This window comes from Pseudomonas sp. HMSC08G10 (assembly GCF_001808425.1).
GTDB classification, from domain to species: domain Bacteria; phylum Pseudomonadota; class Gammaproteobacteria; order Pseudomonadales; family Pseudomonadaceae; genus Aquipseudomonas; species Aquipseudomonas guariconensis.
Genome location: NZ_KV793298.1, coordinates 408,403 through 434,905 on the forward strand (window position 1 = coordinate 408,403; position 26,503 = coordinate 434,905).

The 26,503-nt window shown below is 62.4% G+C and carries 24 protein-coding genes; 10 read left to right on the forward strand and 14 right to left on the reverse strand.

All coding sequences use genetic code 11. The features are described 5' to 3' along the window. Positions 1-81: 81 nt before the first annotated feature. From pstA to HMPREF3173_RS07955, 4 genes are all read right to left on the reverse strand, one after another. Positions 82-1,752, reverse strand: a complete 1,671-nt coding sequence (gene pstA, locus HMPREF3173_RS07940; RefSeq protein ID WP_070572174.1) for a phosphate ABC transporter permease PstA — start codon at positions 1,750-1,752, stop codon at positions 82-84. A gap of 17 nt (positions 1,753-1,769) precedes the next feature. After that, complete coding sequence (locus HMPREF3173_RS07945) at positions 1,770-4,058, reverse strand: ABC transporter permease subunit (RefSeq protein WP_070572176.1); 2,289 nt, start codon at positions 4,056-4,058, stop codon at positions 1,770-1,772. Positions 4,059-4,197: 139 nt separating this feature from the next. Further along, the gene (locus HMPREF3173_RS07950; protein ID WP_070572178.1) at positions 4,198-5,196 is read right to left on the reverse strand and encodes a phosphate ABC transporter substrate-binding protein PstS; all 999 of its coding nucleotides are present in this window, start codon (positions 5,194-5,196) and stop codon (positions 4,198-4,200) included. A 198-nt stretch (positions 5,197-5,394) separates the two neighbouring features. Then, a complete protein-coding gene (locus tag HMPREF3173_RS07955; RefSeq protein ID WP_070572180.1) occupies positions 5,395-6,684 on the reverse strand; it encodes an MFS transporter in 1,290 nt (429 codons plus the stop codon). A 360-nt stretch (positions 6,685-7,044) separates the two neighbouring features. Here HMPREF3173_RS07955 and HMPREF3173_RS07960 point away from each other — a divergent pair, with 360 nt between their 5' ends. Next, the gene (locus tag HMPREF3173_RS07960; protein ID WP_003253317.1) at positions 7,045-7,443 is read left to right on the forward strand and encodes an acyl-CoA thioesterase; all 399 of its coding nucleotides are present in this window, start codon (positions 7,045-7,047) and stop codon (positions 7,441-7,443) included. A 72-nt stretch (positions 7,444-7,515) separates the two neighbouring features. Further along, entirely contained in the window at positions 7,516-8,412 is an 897-nt protein-coding gene (locus tag HMPREF3173_RS07965) for a D-hexose-6-phosphate mutarotase (protein WP_070572182.1), read from the forward strand. Between the two features lie 60 nt (positions 8,413-8,472). On the opposite strand, the gene HMPREF3173_RS07970 is transcribed toward HMPREF3173_RS07965, so the two are convergent. The 5 genes from HMPREF3173_RS07970 to HMPREF3173_RS07990 all read right to left on the reverse strand — a co-directional run bounded on the left by HMPREF3173_RS07970 (position 8,473) and on the right by HMPREF3173_RS07990 (position 12,094). Then, positions 8,473-9,006 carry a DUF3299 domain-containing protein gene (locus HMPREF3173_RS07970; RefSeq protein ID WP_070572283.1) on the reverse strand — a complete coding sequence of 178 codons (534 nt, stop codon included), beginning with the start codon at positions 9,004-9,006 and terminating at the stop codon, positions 8,473-8,475. A gap of 45 nt (positions 9,007-9,051) precedes the next feature. Continuing rightward, positions 9,052-9,300 carry a GlsB/YeaQ/YmgE family stress response membrane protein gene (locus tag HMPREF3173_RS07975; protein ID WP_043209941.1) on the reverse strand — a complete coding sequence of 83 codons (249 nt, stop codon included), beginning with the start codon at positions 9,298-9,300 and terminating at the stop codon, positions 9,052-9,054. A 96-nt stretch (positions 9,301-9,396) separates the two neighbouring features. Next, positions 9,397-10,479, reverse strand: coding sequence for a 5-(carboxyamino)imidazole ribonucleotide synthase (locus HMPREF3173_RS07980; protein ID WP_070572184.1), 1,083 nt, complete (start codon positions 10,477-10,479; stop codon positions 9,397-9,399). 10 nt (positions 10,480-10,489) lie between these two features. After that, a complete protein-coding gene (gene purE / locus HMPREF3173_RS07985) occupies positions 10,490-10,981 on the reverse strand; it encodes a 5-(carboxyamino)imidazole ribonucleotide mutase (protein WP_043209945.1) in 492 nt (163 codons plus the stop codon). A 171-nt stretch (positions 10,982-11,152) separates the two neighbouring features. Continuing rightward, positions 11,153-12,094, reverse strand: coding sequence for a LysR substrate-binding domain-containing protein (locus tag HMPREF3173_RS07990; RefSeq protein WP_070572186.1), 942 nt, complete (start codon positions 12,092-12,094; stop codon positions 11,153-11,155). Between the two features lie 180 nt (positions 12,095-12,274). Between HMPREF3173_RS07990 and aspA the strand changes: the two genes are divergently transcribed. The 4 genes from aspA (at position 12,275) to HMPREF3173_RS08010 (ending at position 17,251) form a co-directional block, all read left to right on the forward strand. Next, positions 12,275-13,699 (forward strand): aspartate ammonia-lyase, encoded by a 1,425-nt coding sequence (gene aspA / locus HMPREF3173_RS07995; RefSeq protein WP_043209948.1) that lies wholly within the window; start codon positions 12,275-12,277, stop codon positions 13,697-13,699. Positions 13,700-13,894: 195 nt separating this feature from the next. Then, positions 13,895-14,887, forward strand: coding sequence for an AraC family transcriptional regulator (locus HMPREF3173_RS08000; protein WP_070572188.1), 993 nt, complete (start codon positions 13,895-13,897; stop codon positions 14,885-14,887). A gap of 217 nt (positions 14,888-15,104) precedes the next feature. Then, positions 15,105-16,148, forward strand: a complete 1,044-nt coding sequence (locus HMPREF3173_RS08005; RefSeq protein ID WP_070572191.1) for a histone deacetylase family protein — start codon at positions 15,105-15,107, stop codon at positions 16,146-16,148. Beyond that, positions 16,148-17,251 (forward strand): polyamine ABC transporter substrate-binding protein, encoded by a 1,104-nt coding sequence (locus HMPREF3173_RS08010; RefSeq protein WP_070572194.1) that lies wholly within the window; start codon positions 16,148-16,150, stop codon positions 17,249-17,251. Before HMPREF3173_RS08005 ends, HMPREF3173_RS08010 begins: the two co-directional genes overlap by 1 nt. Before the next feature lie 80 nt (positions 17,252-17,331). On the opposite strand, the gene HMPREF3173_RS08015 is transcribed toward HMPREF3173_RS08010, so the two are convergent. Continuing rightward, complete coding sequence (locus HMPREF3173_RS08015) at positions 17,332-18,870, reverse strand: MocR-like pyridoxine biosynthesis transcription factor PdxR (RefSeq protein WP_070572197.1); 1,539 nt, start codon at positions 18,868-18,870, stop codon at positions 17,332-17,334. 89 nt (positions 18,871-18,959) lie between these two features. Here HMPREF3173_RS08015 and HMPREF3173_RS08020 point away from each other — a divergent pair, with 89 nt between their 5' ends. From HMPREF3173_RS08020 to HMPREF3173_RS08030, 3 genes are read left to right on the forward strand one after another with little or no spacing between them, the layout of a single operon-like run. After that, positions 18,960-19,589 carry an FMN-binding negative transcriptional regulator gene (locus tag HMPREF3173_RS08020; protein WP_070572200.1) on the forward strand — a complete coding sequence of 210 codons (630 nt, stop codon included), beginning with the start codon at positions 18,960-18,962 and terminating at the stop codon, positions 19,587-19,589. Positions 19,590-19,600: 11 nt separating this feature from the next. Beyond that, entirely contained in the window at positions 19,601-20,047 is a 447-nt protein-coding gene (locus HMPREF3173_RS08025; protein ID WP_070572203.1) for a GNAT family N-acetyltransferase, read from the forward strand. A gap of 4 nt (positions 20,048-20,051) precedes the next feature. After that, complete coding sequence (locus HMPREF3173_RS08030) at positions 20,052-20,723, forward strand: GNAT family N-acetyltransferase (protein ID WP_070572206.1); 672 nt, start codon at positions 20,052-20,054, stop codon at positions 20,721-20,723. 147 nt (positions 20,724-20,870) lie between these two features. On the opposite strand, the gene oadA is transcribed toward HMPREF3173_RS08030, so the two are convergent. Next, positions 20,871-22,679, reverse strand: coding sequence for a sodium-extruding oxaloacetate decarboxylase subunit alpha (gene oadA, locus HMPREF3173_RS08035; RefSeq protein WP_070572209.1), 1,809 nt, complete (start codon positions 22,677-22,679; stop codon positions 20,871-20,873). An 11-nt stretch (positions 22,680-22,690) separates the two neighbouring features. Further along, a complete protein-coding gene (locus HMPREF3173_RS08040) occupies positions 22,691-24,106 on the reverse strand; it encodes an acetyl-CoA carboxylase biotin carboxylase subunit (RefSeq protein ID WP_070093419.1) in 1,416 nt (471 codons plus the stop codon). Positions 24,107-24,295: 189 nt separating this feature from the next. On the opposite strand from HMPREF3173_RS08040, the gene HMPREF3173_RS08045 reads away from it, so the two are divergent. Then, positions 24,296-25,258 (forward strand): LysR family transcriptional regulator, encoded by a 963-nt coding sequence (locus HMPREF3173_RS08045; RefSeq protein ID WP_043209969.1) that lies wholly within the window; start codon positions 24,296-24,298, stop codon positions 25,256-25,258. On the opposite strand, the gene HMPREF3173_RS23855 is transcribed toward HMPREF3173_RS08045, so the two are convergent. Together HMPREF3173_RS23855 and hexR are read right to left on the reverse strand one after the other, a co-directional pair. Continuing rightward, positions 25,200-25,418 carry a PA3496 family putative envelope integrity protein gene (locus HMPREF3173_RS23855; RefSeq protein WP_080642090.1) on the reverse strand — a complete coding sequence of 73 codons (219 nt, stop codon included), beginning with the start codon at positions 25,416-25,418 and terminating at the stop codon, positions 25,200-25,202. The two genes, HMPREF3173_RS08045 and HMPREF3173_RS23855, sit on opposite strands and share 59 nt — an antisense overlap. A gap of 150 nt (positions 25,419-25,568) precedes the next feature. Next, entirely contained in the window at positions 25,569-26,435 is an 867-nt protein-coding gene (hexR, locus tag HMPREF3173_RS08050; RefSeq protein WP_043209971.1) for a transcriptional regulator HexR, read from the reverse strand. Positions 26,436-26,503 lie beyond the last annotated feature (68 nt).

Consider the following 26,503-nt stretch of genomic DNA (forward strand, 5'->3'; position numbering starts at 1 on the left):
GCAAGCTTCGAGCTGCAAGCTGCAAGTTGGGTCAAAGCGGCAATCTGCTTGGAGCTTGCCGCTTGAAGCTTAAAGCTGAAATCAGCTGTCGAGGGCCTTGTACTTCTCGCGCAGGTGGTTACGGATCCACACCGCCGAGAGGTTGAGGGTCGCGATCACCAGCACCAGCAGCAGCGCGGTGGCGTACACCAGCGGCCGCGCGGCCTCGACGTTGGGGCTCTGGAAACCGACGTCGTAGATGTGGAAGCCCAGGTGCATGATCTTCTGGTCCAGGTGCAGGTACGGGTAGTTACCGTCCACCGGCAGCGACGGCGCCAGTTTCACCACACCGACCAGCATCAGCGGCGCCACTTCGCCCGCGGCACGGGCCACGGCGAGGATCATGCCGGTCATCATGGCCGGGCTGGCCATTGGCAGGACGATCTTCCACAGGGTCTCGGCCTTGGTCGCACCGAGCGCCAGGGAGCCTTCACGCACGGTACGCGGGATGCGCGCCAGGCCTTCCTCGGTGGCCACGATCACCACCGGCACCGCCAGCAGCGCCAGGGTCAGCGAGGCCCACAGCAGGCCCGGGGTACCGAGGGTCGGCGCCGGCAGGGCTTCGGGGAAGAACAGGCGGTCGATCGAGCCACCCAGCACATAGACGAAGAAGCCCAGGCCGAACACGCCGTAGACGATCGCCGGAACACCCGCCAGGTTGTTCACCGCAATACGGATCAGTCGAGTCACCGGGCCCTGCTTGGCATATTCACGCAGGTAGACCGCCGCCAGTACACCGAACGGGGTAACGATCACGGCCATGATCAGGGTCATCATCACGGTGCCGAAGATCGCCGGGAAGATACCGCCCTCGGTGTTGGCTTCACGCGGGTCGTCGCTCAGGAACTCCCACACCTTGCTGAAGTACACACCCAGCTTGGTCATGACAGACATGCCGTTGGGCTGGTAGGCGTGGACCACCTTGCTCAGGTTGATCTCCACTTCGCGGCCATTGCCGTCGCGGGCCACCAGGCTGTCGCGGGCGAATGCCTGGTGCAGGCCGGTCAGGCGCTCTTCGATGGCCTTGTAGCGAGCGTTGAGCTCGGCGCGCTCGGCGTCCATGTCCGCCTGGGCGGCAGCGTCCAGCTTGCCGTCCAGCTCGAGCTTGCGAGCCTGCAGGCGCAGACGCTCAAGACCATGGTTGATGGCACCGATGTCTTTCTTCTCAAGGGTCTGCAGCTCTCGGGCCAGCTGGTCGGCGCGCTTGAGGCGACTCTGCAGCTCAGCCCAGGCGGCAGGGCCTTCGGCGACCACACGGCCTTCTTCCTTGACGCTCGCCAGGTAGCCATAGAAGTTGCCCCACTCGCGGCGCTCCAAGGCAATCAAGTCGGCCGGTTTCTGCTGGTCGACCAGCCAGTCGCCTACCAACCAGGTGAAGTCGCTGCCGTTGAGGTCGCGGTTACCCACCTTGACCAGCTCGCGGGTCATGAACTCCGGGCCTTCGTCCGGCACCGGCAAGCCGGCGCCCTTGAGGCGGGCACGTGGCACTTCTTCTTTCTGCACCACCTCTCCGATGATCACATGATCGCCCTGGCCCGGCACCTTGTAGGTGGCCTGGATCAGGTCGGCTGGCCAGAAGTGGCCCAGGCCGCGGACGGCGATCACGGCGAGCAGGCCGACGGTCATGATCACCGCCATGGCGACCGCGCCACCGCTGATCCAGACGCCAGGGGCGCCGCTCTTGAACCAGCCTTTGAGGGAATCCTTTTTCACGGATCTCTACCTTTCTATCAAAGCGACGAGTATTTCTTGCGCAGACGCTGGCGAATCAGCTCGGCCAAGGTGTTCATGATGAATGTGAACATCAGCAGCACGAGGGCAGCGAGGAACAGCACACGGTAGTGGCTGCCGCCGACTTCGGATTCGGGCATTTCCACCGCCACGTTGGCGGCGAGGGTGCGCATGCCTTCGAACAGGTTCAGCTCCATGACCGGGGTGTTACCGGTGGCCATGAGCACGATCATGGTCTCGCCCACCGCACGGCCCATGCCGATCATCAGCGCCGAGAAAATACCCGGGCTTGCGGTGAGGATGACCACGCGGGTCAGGGTCTGCCAGGGTGTCGCACCCAGGGCCAGGGAGCCCAGGGTCAGGCTGCGTGGCACACTGAATACAGCGTCTTCGGCGATGGAGTAGATGTTCGGGATGACGGCGAAGCCCATGGCGATACCCACTACCAGGGCGTTGCGCTGGTCATAGGTGATGCCCAGGTCATTGGTGATCCACAGACGCATGTCGCCGCCGAAGAACCAGTTCTCCATGAACGGGCTCATGAACAGGGCGAACCAACCGATCACCAGGATTACCGGGATCAGGATCGCCGCTTCCCAACCGTCCGGGATACGCAGGCGGATCGACTCTGGCAGGCGGCTCCAGGCAAAGCCGGCGGCGAGGATGCCGATCGGCAGGATCAGCAGCAGGCTGAACACACCTGGCAGGTGACCTTCCAGGTACGGTGCCAGGAACAGGCCGGCGAAGAAGCCGAGGATCACCGTCGGCATCGCTTCCATCAACTCGATGACCGGCTTGACCTTGCGGCGCATGCCCGGGGCCATGAAGTAGGCGGTGTAGATAGCGGCGGCGATGGCCAGAGGCGCGGCCAGGATCATCGCGTAGAAGGCGGCCTTCAGAGTGCCGAAGGTCAGCGGCGACAGGCTCAGCTTGGGCTCGAAATCGGTGTTGGAGGCCGTGGACTGCCAGACGTACTTCGGCTCGTCATAGTTCTCGTACCAGACCTTGCCCCACAGCGCACTGAAAGACACTTCTGGGTGCGGGTTCTTAAGGCTCAGGGGCAACAGCTTGCCGCCTTGCTCGATGATGATGCGGTTGGCGCGTGGCGACAGGGCCAGCACGCCGGCGCCTTCTGCGACCGGCTCGACCAGCAGGGTGCGGTGGGCAGTGCTGTGGAACACGCCCAGCTTGCCTTCGCTGTCCAGCGCGACGAAGCCCTTGCGACGCTCTTCGGCATCGATCTGCACGACCGGCGCCTTGCCCAGCTGGAAGCTACGGATCAGCTTGAAGCGCGACTCGCCGTCCGGGTCGCGAGCCATGAACCACTGGCTCAGGCCGCCCTTGGAATCACCGAAGATCAGCGAGATGCCGCCGACCAGTTGAGCACTGGCAGTGATTTCGGTGTCGCCATCTTCAGACAGTTTGTAGCGACCATTGAGGCTCTTGTCGCGCAGGCTGAAGACGTCAGCGATGGCACGACCGTTGACCACGTACAACCACTGCTGACGCGGATCGACGAAGATGGCCTTCACCGGCTCGGTCATCTGCGGCAGCTCGATGCGGTTCTGCTCGGTGGTGACTTCGCCGGTCATCATATTTTCCTGACGGGTCAGCTCGGTCACGTGCAGTTGCGAACCGGTGGAGCCAGCCAGCAGCAAGGTATCGCCGTTGACGTTGACACTTACATGCTCCAGCGCGCGGCCCTGTGGGTCGAGCACGAACGGCGCCTGACCATAGGGGTAGTCGATACCCGCATCGATGGTCTTCTTGTTGTCCGGATAGGTGATCTTGTAGGTGTGGTGGAACACCAGCGCCTGGCCGTTGGACAGACCAAGCACCACCAGCGGGCTGCCCGGCTGGTCGGCGCTGATCGACGTGACTTGAGTGCCTGCCGGCAACGGCAGGTCGACATGCTCGACTTCGCTGCCGGTCTTGGTATCGAAGAACAGCGCCTGGCCCTTATCGGAAACGCGCATGCCCACGAGGTTCTGCTCCTCGAGGGCGATCATCAGCGGCTTGCCGGCATCCTGTTGCAGCCACGTCGGCTCCAGCGCTTTCTTGCTGGTCAGCTCGGCGCCCTGGAACAGCGGCAGGACCACGTAGGCCAGGTAGAAGAAGATCAGGGTGATGGCTGCCAGCACGGCAAGCCCGCCCACCAGTACATACCAGCGAGTCAGGCGATCCTTCAGCGCACGCAGGCGGCGCTTGCGTTGCAGCTCGGGCGTATTGAAGTCAATCCGCACGGGGGGAGAATTTTGGGTCATGGTGGAGTTGGCCAGATCATTCATGCGCACACCCTAGCGGTCCCGTATGACAAAAACATGACAATGCAGTGACGCAAAAAAGCCCGCCGCTCAGGAATCCTGGCTTCGGACGAGGAATTCGTGGAGGAGGCCGGCGTTCGGCGCCGACCCCTTCCTCAGTTACTTACTTCTTTGCAACGTTACCGGCGTGGGACAAACCCAGGTCAGCCAGGGTCTTGTCGACCACTTTGGCCGGCAGCGGGATGTAGCCGTCCTTCACCACAACCTGCTGGCCCGCCTGGGACAGGATCAGTTTCACGAACTCAGCTTCCAACGGGGCCAGAGGCTTATTCGGGGCCTTGTTGACGTAGACGTACAGGAAGCGCGACAGCGGGTAGGTGCCGTTCAGGGCGTTGGCTTCGTTGTCCTCGACGAAGGCACCGCCTTCTTTCTTGGCCAGAGGCACGGTCTTGACGCTGGCGGTCTTGTAGCCGATGCCCGAGTAGCCGATGCCGTTCAGCGAGCTGCTGATCGACTGCACGACCGATGCCGAGCCTGGCTGCTCGTTGACGTTAGGCTTGAAGTCGCCTTTGCACAGCGCTTCTTCCTTGAAGTAGCCATAGGTACCGGATACCGAGTTGCGGCCGAACAGCTGGATCGGCTTGTTGGCCAGATCGCCGGTCACGCCCACATCACCCCAAGTCTTGACGTCGGCTTTGCCGCCACACAGACGGGTGGAGGAGAAGATGGCATCGACCTGAGCCATGGTCAGGCCCTTGATCGGGTTGTCCTTGTGGACGAAGACTGCCAGGGCGTCGACGGCGACCGGAATGGCGGTCGGCTTGTAGCCGTACTTCTGCTCGAAGGCCTGCAGCTCGACGTCCTTCATCTTGCGGCTCATCGGGCCGAGGTTGGCGGTGCCTTCAGTCAGCGCGGGTGGCGCGGTGGAGGAGCCGGCAGCCTGGATCTGGATGTTTACGTTCGGGTATTCCTTCTTGTAGGCCTCGGCCCACAGAGTCATCAGGTTCGCCAGGGTATCGGAACCGACGCTGGAGAGGTTGCCCGATACGCCAGTGGTCTTGGTGTAGGTCGGGATTGCAGGATCGACGGCGGCAACCGCATTGGCGGTAGCGACGCCAGCGGCGGCGAACGTGAGGGCCGCCATCAAACGCTTCAGTTTCATGCCTAACTCCTAGCAGGAATATTTGGGGTGTGAGATGGATCGGGCCCAAGTATCTGCAGGCCGCATGAACACTCTATGACTTGAATGTGACAATTGGATGAAAGGCCATCACGGTCGCCCGGGATGGCCTTTACAGGATGTTGCGGCACTGGAGGATAAACATCGCCATGCCGTCTTCGCGGATACGACCGCCCTTGGTCAGCGCTTGGTCGCGAGCAGGTAGACACCCACCAGCAGACCCACGGCGCACAGGCAGGCCACGTAATAGGCCGGCGCCATGGGACTGAACTTGAGCAGCGCGGTGACCACCATTGGCGTCAGGCCGCCGAAGATGGCGTAGGCCAGGTTGTAGGAGAACGAGAGCCCACTGAAACGCACCACCGGCGGGAAGGCCTTGACCATCACATAAGGCACCGCACCGACGATGCCGACGAACAGACCGGTCAACGCGTACAGCGGGAACAGTAGGTCCGATCGCGTCGGCAGGCTGTGGTAGAAGGTCCAGGACGATGCCAGCAGAGCCAGGCTGCCGACGATGAACACACGCCCGGCGCCGAAACGATCGGCCAGGCTGCCGGCACCCACACAGCCAACGCTGAGCAGGACGATAGCCAGACTGTTGGCCTTCAGCGAGTCGGTGGGGCTTATGTGATAGAGGCTTTGCAGCAGCGCCGGGGTCATGAGGATCACCACCACGATGCCCGCCGACAACAGCCAGGTCAGTAGCATCGACAGGATGATCGCACCACGATGGTCGCGCAGCACCGCACGCAGCGGCAGCTCTTCGGCCAGGGCCTTTCGCTGCTGCATCTCGGCGAATACCGGCGTCTCGTGCAGCCAGCGGCGCAGGTACACCGCGAACAGGCCGAACACGCCCCCGAGCAGGAACGGAATGCGCCAGGCATAGTCCGCCACTTCGTCGGCGCTGTAGACCGTATTGATCAAGGTGGCCACGAGCGAGCCGAGCAGGATGCCCGAAGTCAGGCCCGCCGTGAGCGTGCCGCAGGCATAACCGGTATTACGCGCCGGCACATGCTCGGAAACGAACACCCAGGCGCCCGGAACCTCGCCACCGATGGCCGCACCTTGCACGACACGCATCAAGAGCAGCAGGACCGGGGCCCACAGGCCGATCTGCGCGTAGGTTGGCAGCAGGCCCATGACCAGGGTCGGCAAGGCCATCATGAAGATGCTCAGCGTGAACATCTTCTTGCGACCGAGCAGGTCGCCGAAGTGGGCCATGATGATGCCGCCCAACGGCCGCGCCAGGTAGCCAGCCGCGAAGATGCCGAAGGTCTGCATCAAGCGCAGCCACTCGGGCATTTCGGCGGGGAAGAACAACTTGCCGACTACCGTGGCAAAGAACACGAAGATGATGAAGTCGTAGAATTCCAGCGCTCCACCAAGGGCGGACAGTGAAAGGGTCTTGTAGTCACTGCGGGTCAGCGGCCGCGAGGGCTGCTCGATACTGCTCGGCACGGAGGTCATGGAATGGTCTCTTATTGGTCTTGCAGGCCGTTTGTCATGCGGCTTCTGGCTCGGTAGCCAGCGAAGATAACAAATTGCCGCATCCGCCTCATAGCGGTACAAAATCCATACAGATATTCACGAATGCGCGGTCGTCGCTGGCTGTTCAGGTCTATATACTGGCCGCTCGTAGGAAAAGGCTGAGCCTTGCGTGGGATGCTGCGCGAAAACGCCGGTCAATGTTGCAGGCGGTTTCGCAGAGTCTCCCTTTGGCCGCCCGCCGGAGCGAAATCAGCGTAGTATGTTTCAAGCTGAATCGTTTTCCCGGCGTGCGTCATTTGCGCCAACCAACGAAGCGTCACGGGTCCGAGGCCCCATCGCATGATTGAGCTCGAACAAGAAGATCCTATCCCACAGGGCGACCTAGCCCTTCAGATCACTGCCCTGCCCCGCGAAACCAACGGTTTCGGCGATATCTTCGGCGGCTGGCTGGTCGCCCAGATGGACTTGGCAGGCACCGCCATGGCCAGCCGCGTCGCCGGTGGCCGGGTTGCCACCGTCGCCATCGACCGCATGGCCTTCCTGGTCCCGGTGGCGGTGGGTGCACAGCTTTCCTTCTATACCCAGACCCTGGAAATCGGCCGCAGCTCCATCCAGATGATGGTGGAAGTGTGGAGCGACGACCCGCTGTCCAGTGAATGGCGCAAGGTCACTGAAGCTGTGTTCGTTTTCGTCGCCATTGACGGCAGTGGCCGCACCCGTTCCGTCCCTCGTCGCTGAGCCAGGGGCGCGGTAAACTCGTTGCATGGCATGAGGTCCAAGGCCTGATATGCATCACGACGAGACGAGCGCATGGCTACTTTCCAGGTCGAAACGGAACAACACGGCGAACTCAACTGCTGGCGCATCACCAGCAATCACGCCGAACTGCTGATCGCCCAACAGGGCGCCCAGGTCTTGAGCTACCAACGGCTGGGTGAGCCCCCTCTACTGTGGTTGAGCGACCAAGCCATCTTCCGCCAGGGCAAGTCCGTGCGCGCCGGCGTACCGGTGTGCTGGCCCTGGTTCGGTAATCTGCAGCGCAACCCCCAGGCCGTGCAGGCCATGTACCAAGGCGAACAGGCACCTGCCCATGGGTTGGCGCGCACCCGTGACTGGCAGCTGCTGGGCATCGAGGAGGCCGCAGAAGGCCTTCGCATCGAGTTCAGCCTGCCGGAAGCGCTGGGCGACCTGGCTGGCTGGCCCCATGAGGTCGAGCTCAAGCTGCTGATCGAAATGGGCACGCAACTGAAGATGACCTTGAGCAGCCTCAACCTGGGTAATGACAGCGTCACCATCAGCCAAGCCCTGCACAGCTACTTCGCAGTCAGCGATGTGCGACAGGCTCGGGTCGAGGGCGTGGAGAACCTTGGCTACATCGAGACCCTGGCCGACTGGGAACTGCGCCAGCAGCACGGCACCCTGGGCTTTGCCGGCGAGACCGACCGCATCTACCTGCAGACACCTGATCTGCTGAAGATCGTCGACCCGCAATGGAACCGCCGCATCACTTTGCACGCTACGGGCTCACGCTCGGCGGTGATCTGGAACCCATGGACCGATCGCGCCCGGGAGTTGGCGGACATGGCGGATGATGGCTGGCAACGAATGCTGTGCATCGAGACAGCGAATGTGTGGGACGACGTGGTGACCCTGGCCCCGGGGGCGAGCCATTCGCTGAGCGTTACGATCACCAGCGAAGCACTCTGACCAGACCCGCTCCCACAGTGTTCGGGCATGACCTGTGGGAGCAGCTCGGAAGAGATCGAATCAGAGGTCAGCGTCCTCCACCACTCTCACCTTCCCTGCCTCCAGCGCATAGGCCGCATCGGCCAGGTCGTTGCTGACCTTCTCCACCTTCAACGTGCCACTGACCCAAAGCGGTGTGTAGATGTCATCGATCTTCATCCCCTTGGGATAACGCACCAGCACCAGCTGGTTGGGTGGCGGCGGCGGCACGTGGATACAGGCGCCGGGATACGGCACGAGGAAGAACAAGGTGCTGTTGCCCTTGGCGTCGCTTTCCAGCGGTACCGGATAACCGCCCAGGCGGATCTGTTTGCCATTCATGGCGGCCACGGTCTTGGTGGAGTACATCACCGCCGGCAGACCCTTGGCCTGCTTGAGCCCACCCTTGTCGGTGAAGGTGCCCATGGCTTCGGGAGAGTCGTGGTCGATTTCGGGCATCTGCTCGAGTGCCTTCTGGTCCGACTTGGGCATCAGTTCCAGCCAGTCGGTCTCAGGCAACTCGGCATGGGCCAGTGCACTGGCCAGTAGTAGGGGAACAAGGAAAAACGCACGCATGAAAATGCTCGGCAACTCAGTCAATTGCCGAGCATTCTAAACCAGTCACCCACGTTTCTTGATGAATCCGTAGATCACCAGAAGGATGATGGCACCCACCAGGGCGCCAAAGAAACCTGCGGCCTGCCCCGCCTGGTAGATACCCAGCGCCTGCCCGCCATAAGTCGCGGCCAGGGACCCGGCGATACCGAGAAGAATGGTCATGATCCAGCCCATGCTGTCGTCCCCTGGTTTCAGAAAACGGGCCAGCAGGCCGACGATCAGGCCGATGAAAATGGTTCCAATGATACCCATGGCAATCCCTCTGCTTTGAAGATGGAACAAGCCAAAGCCTAGACAGCACTTTGGCTTGTTGCCATTTCAGAGGGCCTGCGCAGGGCAGAGGTTCAATCAGCCGGCAATCAACGCTTCGACTTCGGCGATCTTGGCCTTGAGAGTGGCCATGTCGGCGCAGCGCAGGGTGGCGTGACCAACCTTGCGGCCGGCCTTGAAGGCTTTGCCGTAGTGGTGCAGGTGGCAGTCGTCGATGGCCACGACCTTATCCACAGCCGGCACTTCACCGATGAAGTTGAGCATAGCGCTCTCGCCGACCTTGGCGGTCGAGCCCAGCGGCAGGCCGGCCACGGCGCGCAGATGGTTTTCGAACTGGCTGCACTCGGCCCCTTCGATGGTCCAGTGCCCTGAGTTGTGGACCCGCGGGGCGATTTCGTTGGCCTTCAGGCCACCGTCAACCTCGAAGAACTCGAAAGCCATCACACCCACGTAGTCCAGCTTCTGCAGCACGCGACCCACGTAGTCTTCGGCCAGCGCCTGCAGCGGATGCGCATCGCTTGCGACCGACAGGCGCAGGATGCCGCTCTCATGGGTGTTATGCACCAGCGGGTAGAAGCGGGTTTCGCCATCGCGGCCACGCACGGCCACCAGCGACACCTCACCGGTGAACGGCACGAAGCCTTCGAGCAGGCATGGGACGCTGCCGAGCTCGGCGAAGGTGCCGACCACATCCTCGGCACTGCGCAGGACCTTCTGGCCCTTGCCGTCATAGCCCAGGGTACGGGTCTTGAGGACTGCCGGCAGGCCGATGCTGGCTACCGCCGCGTCCAGGTCTTCCTGGGACAGGATGTCGGCGAATGCCGGCGTCGGGATGCCCAGATCGCGGAACATGCTCTTTTCGAACAGACGGTCACGGGCGATGCGCAGGGCTTCGGCGCTTGGATAGACCGGAACGAACTGCGAGAGGAAGGCCACGGTTTCGGCCGGAACGCTTTCGAACTCGAACGTCACCAGGTCGACTTCGTCGGCCAGCTGGCGCAGGTGGTCCTGATCGCCGTAGTCGGCGCGCAGGTGCTCACCCAGGGCAGCCGCGCAGGCGTCCGGGGCCGGGTCGAGGAAAGCGAAGTTCATGCCCAGCGGAGTCCCCGCCAGGGCCAGCATGCGGCCGAGCTGGCCACCACCGATTACACCGATCTTCATGTTGATAGCCTCAGGCCTGACGCGGGTCCGGATTGTCCAGGACGGTTTCGGTCTGCTCCGTGCGGAACTGCTTGAGTGCCGCGTGATACTGCGGGTACTTGGCACCCAGGATGCTCGCCGAGAGCAGCGCCGCGTTGATGGCACCGGCCTTGCCGATGGCCAGGGTGGCGACAGGTACGCCTGCGGGCATCTGCACGATCGACAGCAGCGAGTCGACACCCGAGAGCATCGACGACTGCACCGGCACGCCCAGCACCGGCAGGTGGGTCTTGGCGGCGCACATGCCCGGCAGGTGGGCAGCACCGCCAGCACCGGCGATGATCACCTCGATGCCGCGGCCTTCGGCCTCTTCGGCATACTGGAACAGCAGATCCGGCGTACGGTGGGCGGAAACCACCTTCACCTCGTAGGGAATGCCGAGTTTTTCCAGCATATCGGCGGTGTGGCTAAGGGTGGACCAATCGGACTTGGAGCCCATGATCACGCCAACCAGTGCACTCATCGTCGAGCCTCTTCGCTTGTGCGCCCTTGGGCGCGTCAAAAAACAACAAGCCACGCGGGACGACCGGCGTGGCTTGTTTGCTGATCATGGCCGGATCGATCCGGCCTGGGGGCCGCGAAGTATAACGTAACGCGAAGCCATCCAGGCACCCCCGGCGACCAACTGTCGGCCTTATTTTTCGGGGCTTTGGCTGACTTTTGGGTCAACAGGTGCGGTCGTCGTGCCACCCTCCAGCTTGCGCCAGAGCAGACGCACGTTGGCCTTGCGGACCAAGGCGCAGCGATAGAGGCGTATTTCCAACGGCACGTGCCACTGGCTGCCCCCGCAGATCGCCAGTTCGCCACGCTCCAGCTCGCCGCGCATCGACAGCCGTGGCACCCAGGCGATGCCCATACCTTCAAGGGCCATGCTCTTCAGACTGTCGGCCATGGCGGTTTCATAGACAGTGGTATAGCGCAGGTTGCGCTGACGCAGCAGCAGGTTGACCGATCGACCGAGGAAAGCCCCAGCGCTGTAAGCCAGCAGCGGCACGCTGCTCTCGCCTTCAAGGTCGAACAACGGCTTGCCGTCGGCGCCCACGGCGCATACCGGCAGCATCTCGGTAGTGCCCATGTGCAGCGAGGGGAAGATTTCCGCATCCATCTGCAAGGCCGCATCCGGGTCATAGAACGCCAGCATCAGGTCGCAACCACCTTCACGCAACGCATGCACGGCATCGCCCACGTTGGTGGCCACCAGACGGGTGGCGATGTTTAGGCCGTCGTTGCGCAACTGGGCCACCCAGCGTGGGAAGAAGCCCGATGCCAGCGAGTGCGCGGCAGCCACCTGGACCACCTCACCCTGCCCGCCTTCTAGATGGTGCAAGTGGCGCAGAACTTCGCTCAATTGGTCGACAACCGTGCGCGCCGTTACGAGAAACAACTGCCCGGCCTCGGTCAGTTCGATCGGTGTGCGGGAACGATTCACCAAAGTCAGCCCCAGCGCCGCTTCCAGGCTACGGATACGCCGACTGAAGGCCGGCTGGGTGACGAAACGACGCTCCGCCGCCTGGGAAAAACTGCGGGTGGCGGCCAGGGCGCTGAAGTCTTCCAGCCACTTGCTTTCGAGGTTCATGAAGCGGTCTCCCAGCGCGCACCAAAATGGAACACGCTCGTTTGTCAATTGGCGTCACATGAATCGGTATGCCGTTTGTGCATAGGTTAGCGTGCAACAGCATTGGCCGCAAAATCCGGGCAGGCCTAGGATTGGCGGCATTCCGGCAGGTGCCGGGTTTAAATCGAGATGATATCCGTCATGTCCTCCGCTGCATCGTTCCGCGTCGAAAAAGACCTGCTTGGTACCCTTGAAGTCCCTGCCGATGCCTACTACGGCATCCAGACTCTGCGCGCTGCCAACAACTTCCACCTCTCCGGTGTTCCGCTGTCGCACTACCCGAAGCTGGTCGTGGCCCTGGCCATGGTCAAGCAGGCCGCTGCCGACGCCAACCGTGAGCTGGGCCACCTGAGCGATGCCAAGCACGCCGCCATCAGCGAGGCCTGCGCCCGCCTGATCCGCGGTGAGTTCCACGACCAGTTCGTTGTGGACATGATCCAAGGTGGTGCAGGTACCTCCACCAACATGAACGCCAACGAAGTCATCGCCAACGTCGCGCTGGAGGTCATGGGCCACCAGAAGGGTGAGTACCAGTACCTGCACCCGAACAACGATGTGAACATGGCGCAGTCGACCAACGACGCCTACCCGACCGCGATCCGCCTGGGTCTGCTGCTGGGTCATGACGCCCTGCTGGCCAGCCTCGACAGCCTGATCCAGGCCTTCGCGGCCAAAGGCAAGGAATTCGACCACGTACTGAAGATGGGCCGTACCCAGCTGCAGGACGCCGTGCCGATGACCCTTGGCCAGGAATTCCGCGCCTTCGCCACTACCATGACCGAAGATCTGCAGCGCCTGCGCTCGCTGGCTCCGGAGCTGCTGACCGAAATCAACCTGGGCGGTACCGCCATCGGCACCGGCATCAACGCCGACCCTGGCTACCAGGCCCTGGCCGTGCAGCGCCTGGCGACCATCAGCGGCCAGCCGCTGGTCCCGGCTGCCGACCTGATCGAAGCCACCTCCGACATGGGCGCCTTCGTACTGTTCTCCGGCATGCTCAAGCGCACCGCGGTCAAGCTGTCGAAAATCTGTAACGACCTGCGCCTGCTGTCCAGCGGCCCGCGCACCGGCATCAACGAGATCAACCTGCCGGCGCGCCAGCCAGGCAGCTCGATCATGCCAGGCAAGGTCAACCCGGTTATTCCGGAGGCCGTCAACCAGGTGGCCTTCGCCATCATGGGCAACGACCTGGCCCTGACCGTCGCCGCCGAAGGTGGCCAGCTGCAGCTGAACGTCATGGAACCGCTGATCGCCTACAAGATCTTCGACTCCATCCGTCTGCTCCAGCGCGCCATGGACATGCTGCGCGAGCACTGCATCGTCGGCATCACCGCCAACGAACAGCGCTGCCGTGAACTGGTCGAGCACTCGATCGGCCTGGTCACCGCCCTGAACCCGTACATCGGCTACGAAAACGCCACCCGTATCGCCCGCGTCGCCCTGGAAACCGGCCGCGGTGTTCTGGAACTGGTGCGTGAAGAGAAGCTGCTGGACGACGCGATGCTCGACGACATCCTGCGTCCGGAAAACATGATCGCTCCACGTCTGGTTCCGCTGAAGGCGTAACCAGGCCGCTGTAAAACGTCTCACCAGGTCGAGGGACTAGACACCTCTCAACCTTTCAAGGGCCCGAGCGCACGCTACGGGCCCTTTTTTTATGCGCGCGGTACAAGGGCCGTGATGGGCTGCAAAACAGCGCCACGTAGCCGTCCGGCACACAACTTGCTCCATAATGCCTCCCAGCCCCACGGGATACCGAGCATGCTGCACAGCCACCTGACCACCCTCAACGCAGTTTCGCTGATTCTCAAGGTCTTCCAGGAAGAAGGCTGCGATGCCGAGCGGCTGCTTTGCGGCAGCGGCATCGGCGCGGCGGACCTGGGCCATGCCGATGCCCGCATCACCACCCAGCAAGAACTGCAGGTATGCGCCAATGCCGTAGCCCTGCGCGAGGAGATCGGTCTGGAACTGGGCCGGCGCATGCATGTGTCATGCTACGGGATGCTCGGTTACGCCCTGCTCTCCAGTGCCACTTTGGGTGACGCCCTGCGCTTGGCGCTGCGCTATCCCGCGCTGCTGGGCACAGCCTTTCACCTGCGCCTGGAGGACGACGGCCAGCGGATCTGGTTCAGTGCCAGCGATTATCAGGACAGCCCTGCGCTGGCGGCCTTCAATGCCGAATTCTGCTTGGTGTCGCTGAAAGTCATCTGCGACGACCTGCTGGGGCGCCCCCTGCCGCTGCTCGCGGCGCGCTTCGAGCATCCACGACCGGACTATCACGCGCTCTATGCCGATGCGTTCCCGTGCCCCCTGGGCTTCGAGGCCAATGACAATGCCTTTGCCTTCGAGCGCCGCTGGCTGGACATGCCCCTGCCCCTGGCCGATCCCATTACCCATAAGGCCATGGCCGAGCGTTGCCGCCAGCTGAACCTGGAGTTCACGGGGCGCCAGGCGTGGCTGGGGCGCATCCGCCAACTGCTGATCAACCAGCTCGATGCCGCCCCCGGGCTCGAAGGCCTGGCGCGCCAGATGAACTGCTCCTCGCGCACCCTGCGTCGGCACCTGCAAGCCCTGGGCTGCAGCTACCAGCAGTTGCTCGATGAGCTGCGCTTCGAGCGGGCCAAGCAGTTGCTGGCCGAGGACCAGATGCCGATCTACCGTATCGCCGAGACGCTCGGCTTCAGCGAGACTGCGAGCTTTCGCCATGCCTTCCAGCGCTGGAGCGGCGTGGCGCCCAGTCATTTTCGCGGCTGATCGGTGCCGGCCTTTTCGCGGGTAAACCCGCTCCCAGCGGTAGTGCGCTGAATTCAAAATCAGCAGGAGGCCTGTGTGAGCGGATTTAACCGCGAACAAGCCCCCACACCGGACACTGTCTTTGGCCACATCGATCCCCTTTTGGCCGTTTGCAACGTTCTCCCCCCGCGCGCCGACTCACACAATGAGGCCACGCCAGTAAACCCGGAGAATAAAAATGCTGACGATCTATTCTGATGATCACCGCCTGCACCACGGCCGCTGCGAGCTGATCGACGGCAAGCTGATGCCCTGCTTCGAGATGCCTTCGCGCGCCGACCACGTCCTGGAGCAGGTCAAGAAGCGCAACCTGGGTCCTGTCGAAGGACCGCGTGATTTCGGCCGCGCGCCCTTGCTGCGAGTGCATGGCGCCGACTACCTGGATTTCTTCGAAGGGGCCTGGGCGCGCTGGGCGCAGATGGGCCAGGAAGGTGACCTGCTGCCCTTCACCTGGCCAGCCCGCACCCTGCGTAAGGTCAAACCGACTGGCCTGCATGGTGAGCTTGGCTACTACAGCTTCGATGCCGGCGCGCCGATCACTGCCGGTACCTGGCAAGCTGCCTACAGCGCAGCCCAGGTTGCCCTCACTGCCCAGGCGGCGATCCAACAAGGCGCCCATTCGGCATTCGCCCTGTGCCGTCCACCAGGGCACCATGCCGCGGCCGAAGTGATGGGGGGCTACTGCTACCTCAACAACGCCGCCATCGCAGCCCAGGCCTTCCTTGACCAAGGCCACCGCAAGGTCGCCATCCTTGATGTCGACTACCACCACGGCAATGGCACCCAGGACATCTTCTACCAGCGCGGCGATGTGTTCTTCGCCTCGATCCACGGCGACCCGCAGGACGAGTTTCCGTTCTTCCTCGGCTATGCCGACGAAACCGGCGAAGGTGCAGGCGAAGGTTGCAATATCAATTACCCGCTGCCCGCCGGCAGTGACTGGGCCGCCTGGAGCGCTGCCCTGGAGGACGCCTGCCAGCGTATCGCCGCCTACGCGCCGGACGTGGTGGTGGTGTCCCTAGGCGTGGATACCTTCAAGGACGATCCGATCTCCCAGTTCAAGCTGGACAGCCCAGACTACCTGGAGATGGGCAAGCGTATCGGCCAGCTCGGCAAGCCGACCTTGTTCGTGATGGAAGGTGGCTACGCTGTGGAAGAAATCGGTATCAACGCAGTCAACGTGCTGGAAGGCTTCCAGCATGCCCAGCCAGGAGCCCGGTAATGGTCCGACTCAAGCGTCTGCTCGCCCCGTTCATCGCTGCCACTCTGTTCACCGGAGCCCTTCAGGCCCAGGCCGAACAGCGCACCCTGCGCGTGTACAACTGGTTCGACTACATCACGCCGCAGACCTTGACGGACTTCCAGAAGGACAGCGGCGTCAAGCTGATCTACGACATCTTCGACACCAACGAAGCCCTGGAAGCCAAGCTGCTCACCGGCAACTCCGGCTACGACGTGGTGGTGCCGTCCAACGTGTTCCTCGCCAAGCAGATCGAAGCCGGTGTGTTCCAGCCTCTGGACCGATCCAAGCTCCCCAACTGGCAGCACCTGGATCCGGCGCTGATGAAGCTGATCGAGGCCAACGATCCGGGCAACAAGTTCGCCGTGCCGTACATGTATGGCACCGTGCTGATCGGCTTCAACCCGGACAAGGTCAAGGCGGTACTCGGCGACAAGGCGCCTGTGGACAGCTGGGATCTGATCTTCAAGGAAGAGAACATCGCCAAGCTCAAGCAGTGCGGCGTCGCCCTGCTCGACTCACCGTCGGAGATCCTGCCCTTGGCGCTGCAATACCTGGGGCTGCCACCCAATAGCGAGAAGCCGGCCGACTACAAGAAAGCCGAAGAGCTGATGCTGAAGATCCGCCCGCACATCACCTACTTCCATTCCTCGAAGTACATGGCTGACATCGCCAACGGCGATATCTGCGTGGCGGTGGGGTATTCGGGTAGCTTCTCCCAGGCTGCCAACCGCGCGCGCGACGCCAAGAATGGCGTGGTGGTGGACATGCGCCTGCCCAAGGAAGGTGCACCGATCTGGTTCGACATGCTGGCGATTCCCAAGAATGCCGCCAATCCTGAGGATGCACACACGTTCATCAACTACCTGTTGCGCCCTGAAGTGATCGCGCCGATCAGTGACTTCGTTGGCTACCCCAACCCCAACAAGGACGCCACCGACAAAGTCAGCCCGGCGATCCGCAACAACCCCAACCTGTACCCGACCGCCGAAGCGATGGCCAAGCTGTATACCCTCAAGCCACTGCCACGCGAGGCCGAACGGGCGCGCACCCGGGCCTGGACACGCATCAAGTCCGGGACTTGAGTTGGATGCTTCGCGGTTGAACCCGCTTCCACAGGTACAGCGCTGCCTGTAAGTACAGCGCTGTGTCTGTGAGAACGGGTTCATCCGCGAACAGGTCGCCACGCCCTGCGCAATCGCATCACTGCATCCGCAATCTGCGCTTCAGGCACCGCCGCGAACCCCAGCACCAGTCCGGCGCGCTTATCCACAGGGACATTGCCGTCTTCGCGCCAGTAACTGCTCAGCGGGTTGACCTCCACCCCCACCGCCTCTGCTCTGGCCACCAACTCTTGCTCACGGGCAAGGTTATCCACAGCCACTTTCACATGCAGCCCAGCCGCCACTTCCGGCATGGCGCCCAGCCCTGGCACATCCTCCGGCCACCCGGCTTTCAGCACGTTTCTACGCGCCAGCGCCGCCTTGCGCATGCGCCGGATATGCCGTTGAAAGTGCCCCTGGGCCATGAATTGCGCCATTACGCACTGGGTGCCGACCTCCGAATGGCGCACCGCCAACGCCCGCCCCTGACTGAATGCCTCCACCAACGGTCGAGGCAGCACCAGATAGCCCAGGCGCAGGGCCGGAAAGGCGATCTTGCCGAACGTGCCTACGTACAGCACCCGTCCCTGCCGGTCCAAGGAGGCCAAGGGCGCCAGTGGCGCACCGCTGTAGCGATACTCCCCGTCGTAGTCGTCCTCGATGATCCAGCCATCCTGACGCTGGGCCCAATCCAGCAATGACAGGCGCCGGGCCAGGCTCATGGTGACGCCAGTGGGGTACTGGTGCGCCGGGGTCACATAGGCCATCCGGCAATCTGGAAGTTGCGCCAGCTGCGCACAATCCAGGCCTTCATCGTCCACCGGCACGCCCCTGACTGTCGCCCCTGCCAACGCAAAAGTGTGGCCGGCCGCCCGGTACCCAGGGTTTTCCACAGCCACTCCATCGCCTGGCTGCAACAGCAACTGTGCACAAAGGCTGATAGCCTGCTGGGCACCACTGGTGATCACAATTTGTTCAGCGCCACACGACAGCCCACGTGAGCGTCGCAGGTAGGCGGCGATGAGTTCGCGCAGTTGCGGTTCACCCGCCGGGTCGCCATAGCCGAGCGATGAAGGATCGGGATTTCGCCAGAAACCCGCTTGCAGCCTGGCCCAGACCTCAAAGGGAAACAAATCGAACGCCGGCACACCGACGCGAAAAGCCCTCGGCGCACCAGCCTTGGGTGGTGGAAGATGGTTGTTTTTAAGACGCTGCAAAGGCTCGCTGGAGCGCCCTGAACTGGATAAATCTTCAGTACCAGAAGGCAAAAATGTGGATAAGTCTGTTGATAACCCCAGGGATAACCCTGTGGATACCTGTGTGGATAGTTTGGGCAGCTGGCTCACATAAGTCCCATCGCCAACCCGACTTTCAATGTAACCCTCGGCATACAGCTGGTCGTAGGCCCGCACCACACTGTTGCGCGAGAGCGACAACATGGCCGCCAGGTCGCGGGTGGCGGGCAAACGCGTGCCACTGCCCAGGCGTCCATCCAGCACCCGCGCCCGCAATGCCTGGTACAGCTGCTGACTGAGCCCGCGCCGGCGGTCGAGCACGATACCCGTGGGGTCGAAGGGCAGCGCGAGAGGACATTCGTTCATGGCATTGGACCTATAAAAACAGGCTGTATTGGCTCTTACAGAGTACCAATAGCCTGCCTAGGATGAAGCCATTGGACAAGGAATCTCGCATGTACAACGCCAAGCCCCACCAAGAACATGACCTCGCACGCCTGCACCAGCAAATGTGCGACACCCGCCTCGCCGTTCTGGTCAGCCACGGCGAAAACGGCTTGCTCGCGACCCATCTACCCGTGCTGCTCGATACAGCTCAAGGCGAGTACGGCACTGTCTATGCTCACCTGGCCCGGGCCAACCCTCAATGGCGGGACCTGGAGCAAGGCGGCGAAGCGTTGCTGGTTTTCCCAGGCGCAGATGCCTATGTCAGCCCGAGCTACTACCCGAGCAAGGCCGAAAACCCCAGGGTCGTGCCCACCTGGAATTATCTGGCCGTGCACGCCTATGGCGCGGTGCAAGTGATCCACGACGCCCCTCGCCTGCTGGAGATCGTCAGCCGCCTGAGCGATCGGCACGAACAAGACCGCGCCGAACCCTGGAAGGTGAGCGACGCACCCAGCGATTACATCGACGGCATGCTGCGCGCCATCGTCGGCCTGCGCATGCCCATCGCCCGCCTGCAAGGCGCGCGCAAGCTCAGCCAGAACCGCTCGGCGCAAGACATCGCCGGCGTACGTGACGGTCTGGGCAGCAGTTCCGATTACCTGGACAACCAACTCGCAGCGCAGATGCGCCAACTCTGAAGGAAAAGACCATGCCCAGCGTTACCCTGCGCCCAGTGAGCGCCAACGACCATGCCGCCTGGCTCGCCCTCTGGCACGCCTATCTGCGCTTCTACGAAACCGAATTGTCCGATGAGGTCAGCGCCAGCACCTGGCAGCGTTTGCTCGATGAGAACGAGCCCACCTATTCAGCGTTGGCCTGGGTCGATGGCAAAGCCGTGGGGATGGTCAACTGGATCTATCATCGCTCCAACTGGAGCATCGAGAATTCGTGCTACCTGCAAGACTTGTACGTCAACGCCGACCAGCGCGGCCTGGGCATTGGTCGCCAGCTGATCGAGCATGTCTACGCAACCGCCAAGGCAGCCGGCTGCATCAAGGTGCACTGGCTCACCCACGAGACCAACGCCACCGCCATCCGCCTGTACGAGCAAGTCGCAGAGCGGCCGGGCTTCATTCAATTTCGTAAAGGCTTGTAGGCCCATGACAGAAGCACTGAACTGGAAACCCGCGGCAACGCCCAACGCCGAGCCTCTCGAAGGACGCTTCGTCCGCCTGGAAAAACTCGACCCGGCCCGCCACGGCAATGACCTTTGGGACGTGTTGCAGGGCCCTGGCTCGGACCCAGTGCTGTGGGACTACTTGCCCTACGGGCCCTTCAATGAGCGCGCGAGCTTCGACCGCTGGCTCGAAGGCAACGCCGCCAGTCGCGACCCGCTGTTCTACAGCGTCATTGACCGCGCCACCGGCCAGGCCCAGGGCATCCTGAGCTACATGTCGATCGTCCCCGAACAGGGCCGCTTCGAAATCGGCCACATCGCCTTCGGCGCCGCCATGCAGCGCACCCCTCGCGGCACTGAGGCCGTCTACTTGCTGAGCCAGCTCGGCTTTGCCTTGGGCAACCGGCGCCTAGAGTGGAAGTGCAACAACGCCAATGCCCGCTCCAAACGCGCCGCCGAGCGCTTCGGCTTTGTCTTCGAAGGGGTGTTCCGCAAGCACATGGTGGTCAAGGATCACAACCGGGACACGGCCTGGTACTCGATCACCGATGATGAGTGGCCAAGCGTGGCGGCAGGCTTCGAGCGCTGGTTGAGCGCAGAGAACCAGCAGCCCGAGGGGCAAGTGAAGACCTTGGAGGCCTGCCGTAAAGGCTGAGAATGCCGGCGGTACACCCACTCCCACGGGGATACGTTATCCCTCTGGGAGCGGGCCTGCTGGTGAAAGAGACCGACAAATTCGGCACAAAAAAAGGGGAGCATATCGCTCCCCATGAGGTAAACCGCTTGCAGTCGAAGGCTTGGATCAGCCTTCGATCTCGATCAGGATCTCGCCCGGCGTGACGCGATCGCCCTTGGCCACGTGGATGGCGGTGACCTTGCCGGCAATCGGGGCCTGGACTTCGGTCTCCATCTTCATGGCTTCAGTGATCAGCACCGGTTGGCCGGCCTTGACGGTGTCACCTTCCTTGACCAGCACATCGACGATGTTGCCCGGCATGGTGGTGCTCACGTGACCCGGGCCAGTGGCCTGCTTGCGCTTGCTGCCACCGCCGCTGACGAACTCGTTGAGCGGCTCGAACACCACCTCTTCCGGCATGCCGTCGATGGACAGGTAGAAGTGACGCTTGCCTTCGGCCTTGACGCCCACGCCGGTGATATCGACGCGGTAAGTCTCGCCGTGCACGTCGATGACGAACTCGGTTGGTACACCTTCGCCGCCCGGGCCTGCCACGGCACCGGCTTCCGGAATCGGCAGCAGGGCTTCTGGAGTCAGGGTGCCGGCTTCACGCTCCTCGAGGAACTTGCGACCGATGTCCGGGAACATCGCGTAGGTCAGCACGTCTTCCTCGCAGCGAGCCAGGTTGCCGATATCGGCACGCAGCTTGGCCATCTCCGGCTTGAGCAGGTCAGCCGGGCGCACGTCGATCACTTCTTCGCTGCCGATCGCCTGGCGACGCAGTTGTTCGTTGACCACACCCGGCGCCTTGCCATAGCCGCCTTGCAGGTAAAGCTTCACCTCGTTGGTGATGGTCTTGTAGCGCTCGCCGGCCAGCACGTTGAAGAAGGCCTGGGTGCCGACGATCTGCGAGGTCGGCGTCACCAGCGGCGGGAAGCCGAGGTCTTCACGTACGCGTGGGATCTCCGCCAGCACTTCGTTCATGCGGCTCAGGGCGCCTTGCTCCTTGAGCTGGTTGGCCAGGTTGGAAATCATGCCGCCTGGCACCTGGTTGACCTGCACGCGGGTGTCCACGGCGGTGAACTCGCTCTCGAACTGGTGGTACTTCTTGCGCACGGCATAGAAGTACAGACCGATTTCCTGCAGCAGTTCCAGATCCAGGCCGGTATCGAACTCGGTGCCCTTGAGCGCGGCGACCATCGACTCTGTCCCTGGGTGGCTGGTGCCCCAGGCGAAGCTGGAGATCGCGGTATCGATGTGGTCGGCACCGTTTTCCACGGCCTTGAGCTGGCACATGGCGGCCAGGCCAGCGGTATCGTGGGAGTGGATGAACACCGGCAGCGATTGCTCAGCTTTGAGCGCCTTGACCAGCTCGCCGGTGGCGTATGGGGTCAGCAGGCCGGCCATGTCCTTGATCGCGACCGAGTCGCAGCCCATGGCTTCCATCTGCTTGGCCTGGGCGACGAAGGCGTCGATGGTGTGCACGGGGCTGGTGGTGTAGGCGATGGTGCCCTGGGCGTGCTTGCCGGCAGCCTTGACCGCTTCGATGGCCACACGCAGGTTACGCACGTCGTTCATGGCGTCGAAGATGCGGAACACGTCGATGCCATTGACCGCAGCCTTGGCGACGAAGGCCTTGACCACATCGTCGCTGTAGTGGCGGTAGCCCAGCAGGTTCTGGCCACGCAGCAGCATCTGCAGGCGGGTGTTGGGCAGAGCGGCGCGCAGCTTGCGCAGACGCTCCCACGGGTCTTCCTTGAGGAAGCGCACGCAGGCATCGAAGGTCGCGCCACCCCAGACTTCCAGGGACCAGTAGCCCACCTTGTCGAGCTTGTCGCAGATCGGCAGCATGTCTTCGGTGCGCATGCGGGTGGCCAGCAGGGACTGGTGGGCGTCGCGCAGGATTGTGTCGGTGACAAAGATTTTCTTGGACATTATTCGGTTCCTCACAGGCCTGCGTGTGCAGCAATGGCGGCGGCGATGGCCAGGGCCAGCTCTTCGGGTTTGCGCTTGATCGAGTAATTGGTCAGTTCCGGGTGGCTTTCCACGAAGCTAGTGTTGAACTGGCCGCTACGGAATTCCGGATTGCGCAGGATCTCCTGGTAATACGCGGCGGTGGTCTTCACGCCTTGCACACGCATGTCGTCCAGGGCCCGCAGGCCACGGTCCATGGCTTCTTCCCAGGTCAATGCCCAGACCACCAGTTTCAGGCACATGGAGTCATAGAACGGCGGAATGGTGTAGCCGGTGTAGATCGCGGTGTCGGTACGCACACCTGGGCCACCGGGCGCGTAATAACGGGTGATCTTGCCGAAGCTGGGCAGGAAGTTGTTCTTCGGGTCTTCGGCGTTGATGCGAAACTGCAACGCGTAGCCACGGTGCTGGATGTCTTCCTGCTTGACCGACAGCGGCAGGCCCGAGGCGATGCGGATTTGCTCGCGCACGATGTCGATGCCGGTGATTTCTTCGGTGATGGTGTGTTCCACCTGCACGCGAGTGTTCATTTCCATGAAGTACACCTCGCCATCGGCGAGCAGGAACTCCACGGTACCGGCGTTCTCGTAATTCACGGCCTTGGCCGCGCGAACCGCCAGGTCGCCGATGTAGGCGCGCTGTTCCGGGGTCAGCTGAGGGCTGGGGGCGATCTCGATGAGCTTCTGGTTGCGGCGCTGGATCGAGCAATCGCGCTCGAACAGATGCACCACGTTGCCGAAGCTGTCACCCAGGATCTGCGCCTCGATGTGCTTGGGGTTGACGATGCATTTTTCCAGGAACACTTCCGCCGAGCCGAAGGCCTTGGTGGCCTCGGAGATCACGCGGGGGAAAGCTTGCTCGAGCTCTTCGCGGCTGTTGCAACGACGGATGCCACGACCGCCACCACCCGAGGTGGCCTTGAGCATGACCGGGTAACCGATGCGATCACCTTCGGCCAGGGCTTCGTGGATGTCGGCGACGTTGCCTTCGGTACCGGGCGTTACCGGTACACCGGCCTGGATCATGGTGCGGCGCGCTTCAGTCTTGTCGCCCATGCGGCGAATGACGTCGGCGGCAGGGCCGATGAACTTGATGCCACGCTCTGCGCAGATTTCCGCGAGCTCGGCGTTTTCCGACAGGAAACCGTAACCTGGATGCAAGGCATCACAGCCGGTTTCCACGGCAAGGTTGACCAGCTTGCGCGGGTTCAGATAGCCGGCCAGGGGCTCGGCTCCGATGCTGTAGGCCTCGTCGGCGCGCTTGACGTGCAAGGCATGACGGTCGGCGTCGGAATAGATCGCCACAGAGCGAATGCCCATCTCGGCGCAGGCACGCACGATCCGAACTGCGATTTCACCCCGGTTGGCGATCAGGATTTTTTTTATCACTGGAGTCTTCCCAAAGCCGATGGAACACACGAGCCGGATTCCCCGGTCGGCGCGTGGCCAGAGGTTGCTGGCCAGTCGCAAACCAACCCTATCGCTGTAGGTTGATAAACAAAAATCAATATTTGTTAGGGTCGACATAAGCAAAAGCTTATAGTGCCGTAACAAGGTTTTGCGGGAGACTGGGGAAAAATGCGTAAGTCCTTGATGCGTATGACATTGCGTCAACTGCAGATCTTCAACGAGGTGTGCGATCTGCGTTCCTACAGCCGTGCGGCAGAGGAAATGGCGTTGACGCAACCCGCCGTAAGTCTACAGATCCGCCAGCTCGAGGAGCTGATTGGCCAGCCGCTGTTCGAGTACGTGGGCAAGAAGCTCTACCTGACCGAAGCGGCCGAGGCCCTGCAGCGCGCCAGCCGGGACATCTTCGGTCGCCTGGAAAACCTCGACATGCAGCTCTCGGACATGCAGGGCTCACTGCAGGGCCAGCTGAAACTTGCGATCGAATCCAGCGCCAAGTACTTCGTACCCCACCTATTCGCCGCGTTCAAGCAACGCCATCCAGAGGTCAACCTGACCCTGACGGTGGTCAATCGGGCACAGGCGATCCGCCGGCTTTCGGACAACCGCGACGACCTGATCATCATGTCGATGGTGCCCCAGGACATGGGGCTTGAGTTCATGCCGTTCCTGAACAACCCGATCGTGGCCGTGGCACCGCCGGACCATCCACTGTGCAAGCTGGAGAAGCTGCGCCTGCAGGACCTCGAGCCTCATACCTTGCTGATTCGCGAGCAGGGTTCGGGCACCCGCAAGGCCTGCGAGGAATACTTCAAGGACAAACGCGTGCACTTCACTCAGACGCTGGAAGTCGCCTCGGCCGATGCCCAGCGCGAGTGCGTGATCGCAGGCCTGGGAATCGCCCTGCTCACCCGCCATGCGCTGAACCTGGAGTTGGCCACCGGGGTGCTGAAAGAACTGCCGGTAGAGGAGCTGCCGCTGTATCGCAGTTGGTGCGTGGTGCAGTCCAAGGCCAAGCGGCAATCACCGGTGGCCTTGGCCTTTCTTGCATTCATACGTAATGAACGAGCGAAAATCAGCGGGCTTGTGGAGCGATTTTCGGGGAAGATGCCGCCGATACCTGCCAAACCGTGATGTCTCGCAGGTCGGGGTAATCGGTAATGTCGCGCAGCAACTGACGCTGGTCGCAGTAGCTTTCGATCGCGCGGCGGAACTCCATGCGACGCTGGTCCTTTTCCTGCTGCTTGCGAGCTTTGGCGGTGGGTTGGAACGAACCGTCATGATCACGTGCCATTGCCTGTCTCCCAGTTAGGATGCGGGGAGCTTCAGGTTGGCCTTGCAGGTTTACGGTTTGGCTGTGGATTGGTGACAAAACCGTGAAATTTGCTTTGCCTGTTCTGGCCCTTCGCGGTTTACCCGCGAACAGCCTGCATCGGCAGCAGGCTCAGTCGTCGGTCGCCTTGATCGACTTGGGCGACAGTCGCAGGCTACGCAAACTGCGTTTCACGCTCTTGAGGTGATTCACCAGGCTCGGTCCGCGGGCCATGGCCACGCCCATGGCCAGTACGTCGATCACTACCAGGTGAGCGATTCGCGAAGTCAGCGGGGTGTAGATCTCGGTGTCTTCGTGCACGTCGATGGCCAGATTGACGGTGGACAACTCGGCCAACGGCGTCTGGCTCGGACAAAGGGTGATCAGGTTGGCGCCGCTTTCACGCACCAGATTGGCGGTGATCAACAGATCCTTGGAGCGACCCGACTGGGAAATGCACACCGCTACATCGCCAGGTTTGAGGGTCACCGCCGACATGGCTTGCATGTGCGGGTCGGAGTACGCCGCAGCGCTGAGCAATAGGCGGAAGAACTTGTGCTGGGCATCGGCGGCCACCGCGCCGGAGGCACCGAAACCATAGAACTCTACGCGCTGGGCCTGGGCCATGGCGGTCACCGCCTGCTGCAGAGCCTGGGGATTGAGGTGCTCACGCACTTCCATCAGGGTGTGCAGGGTGGTATCGAAGATCTTCAGGCTATAGTCGGCGACCGAGTCATCTTCGTGGATGGCGAACTGGCCGAAACTGGCGCCTGCCGCCAGGCTCTGGGCCAGCTTGAGCTTGAGATCCTGGAAGCCCGAACAACCAATCGCGCGGCAGAAACGTACGATGGTCGGCTCGCTGATGCCCACGCTGTGGGCAAGGTCGGCCATCGAGCTGTGCATGACGGCAGCCGGATCGAGCAGCACATGGTCGGCCACTTTCAGTTCCGATTTGCGCAGCAAATGGCGCGATTGGGCGATATGTTGCAACAGATTCACAGGCTGGACTCGGTTATGATCGGCTGGCCGGGATGTAGCTTTCTTGTAGTTATACTACATGACCAGCG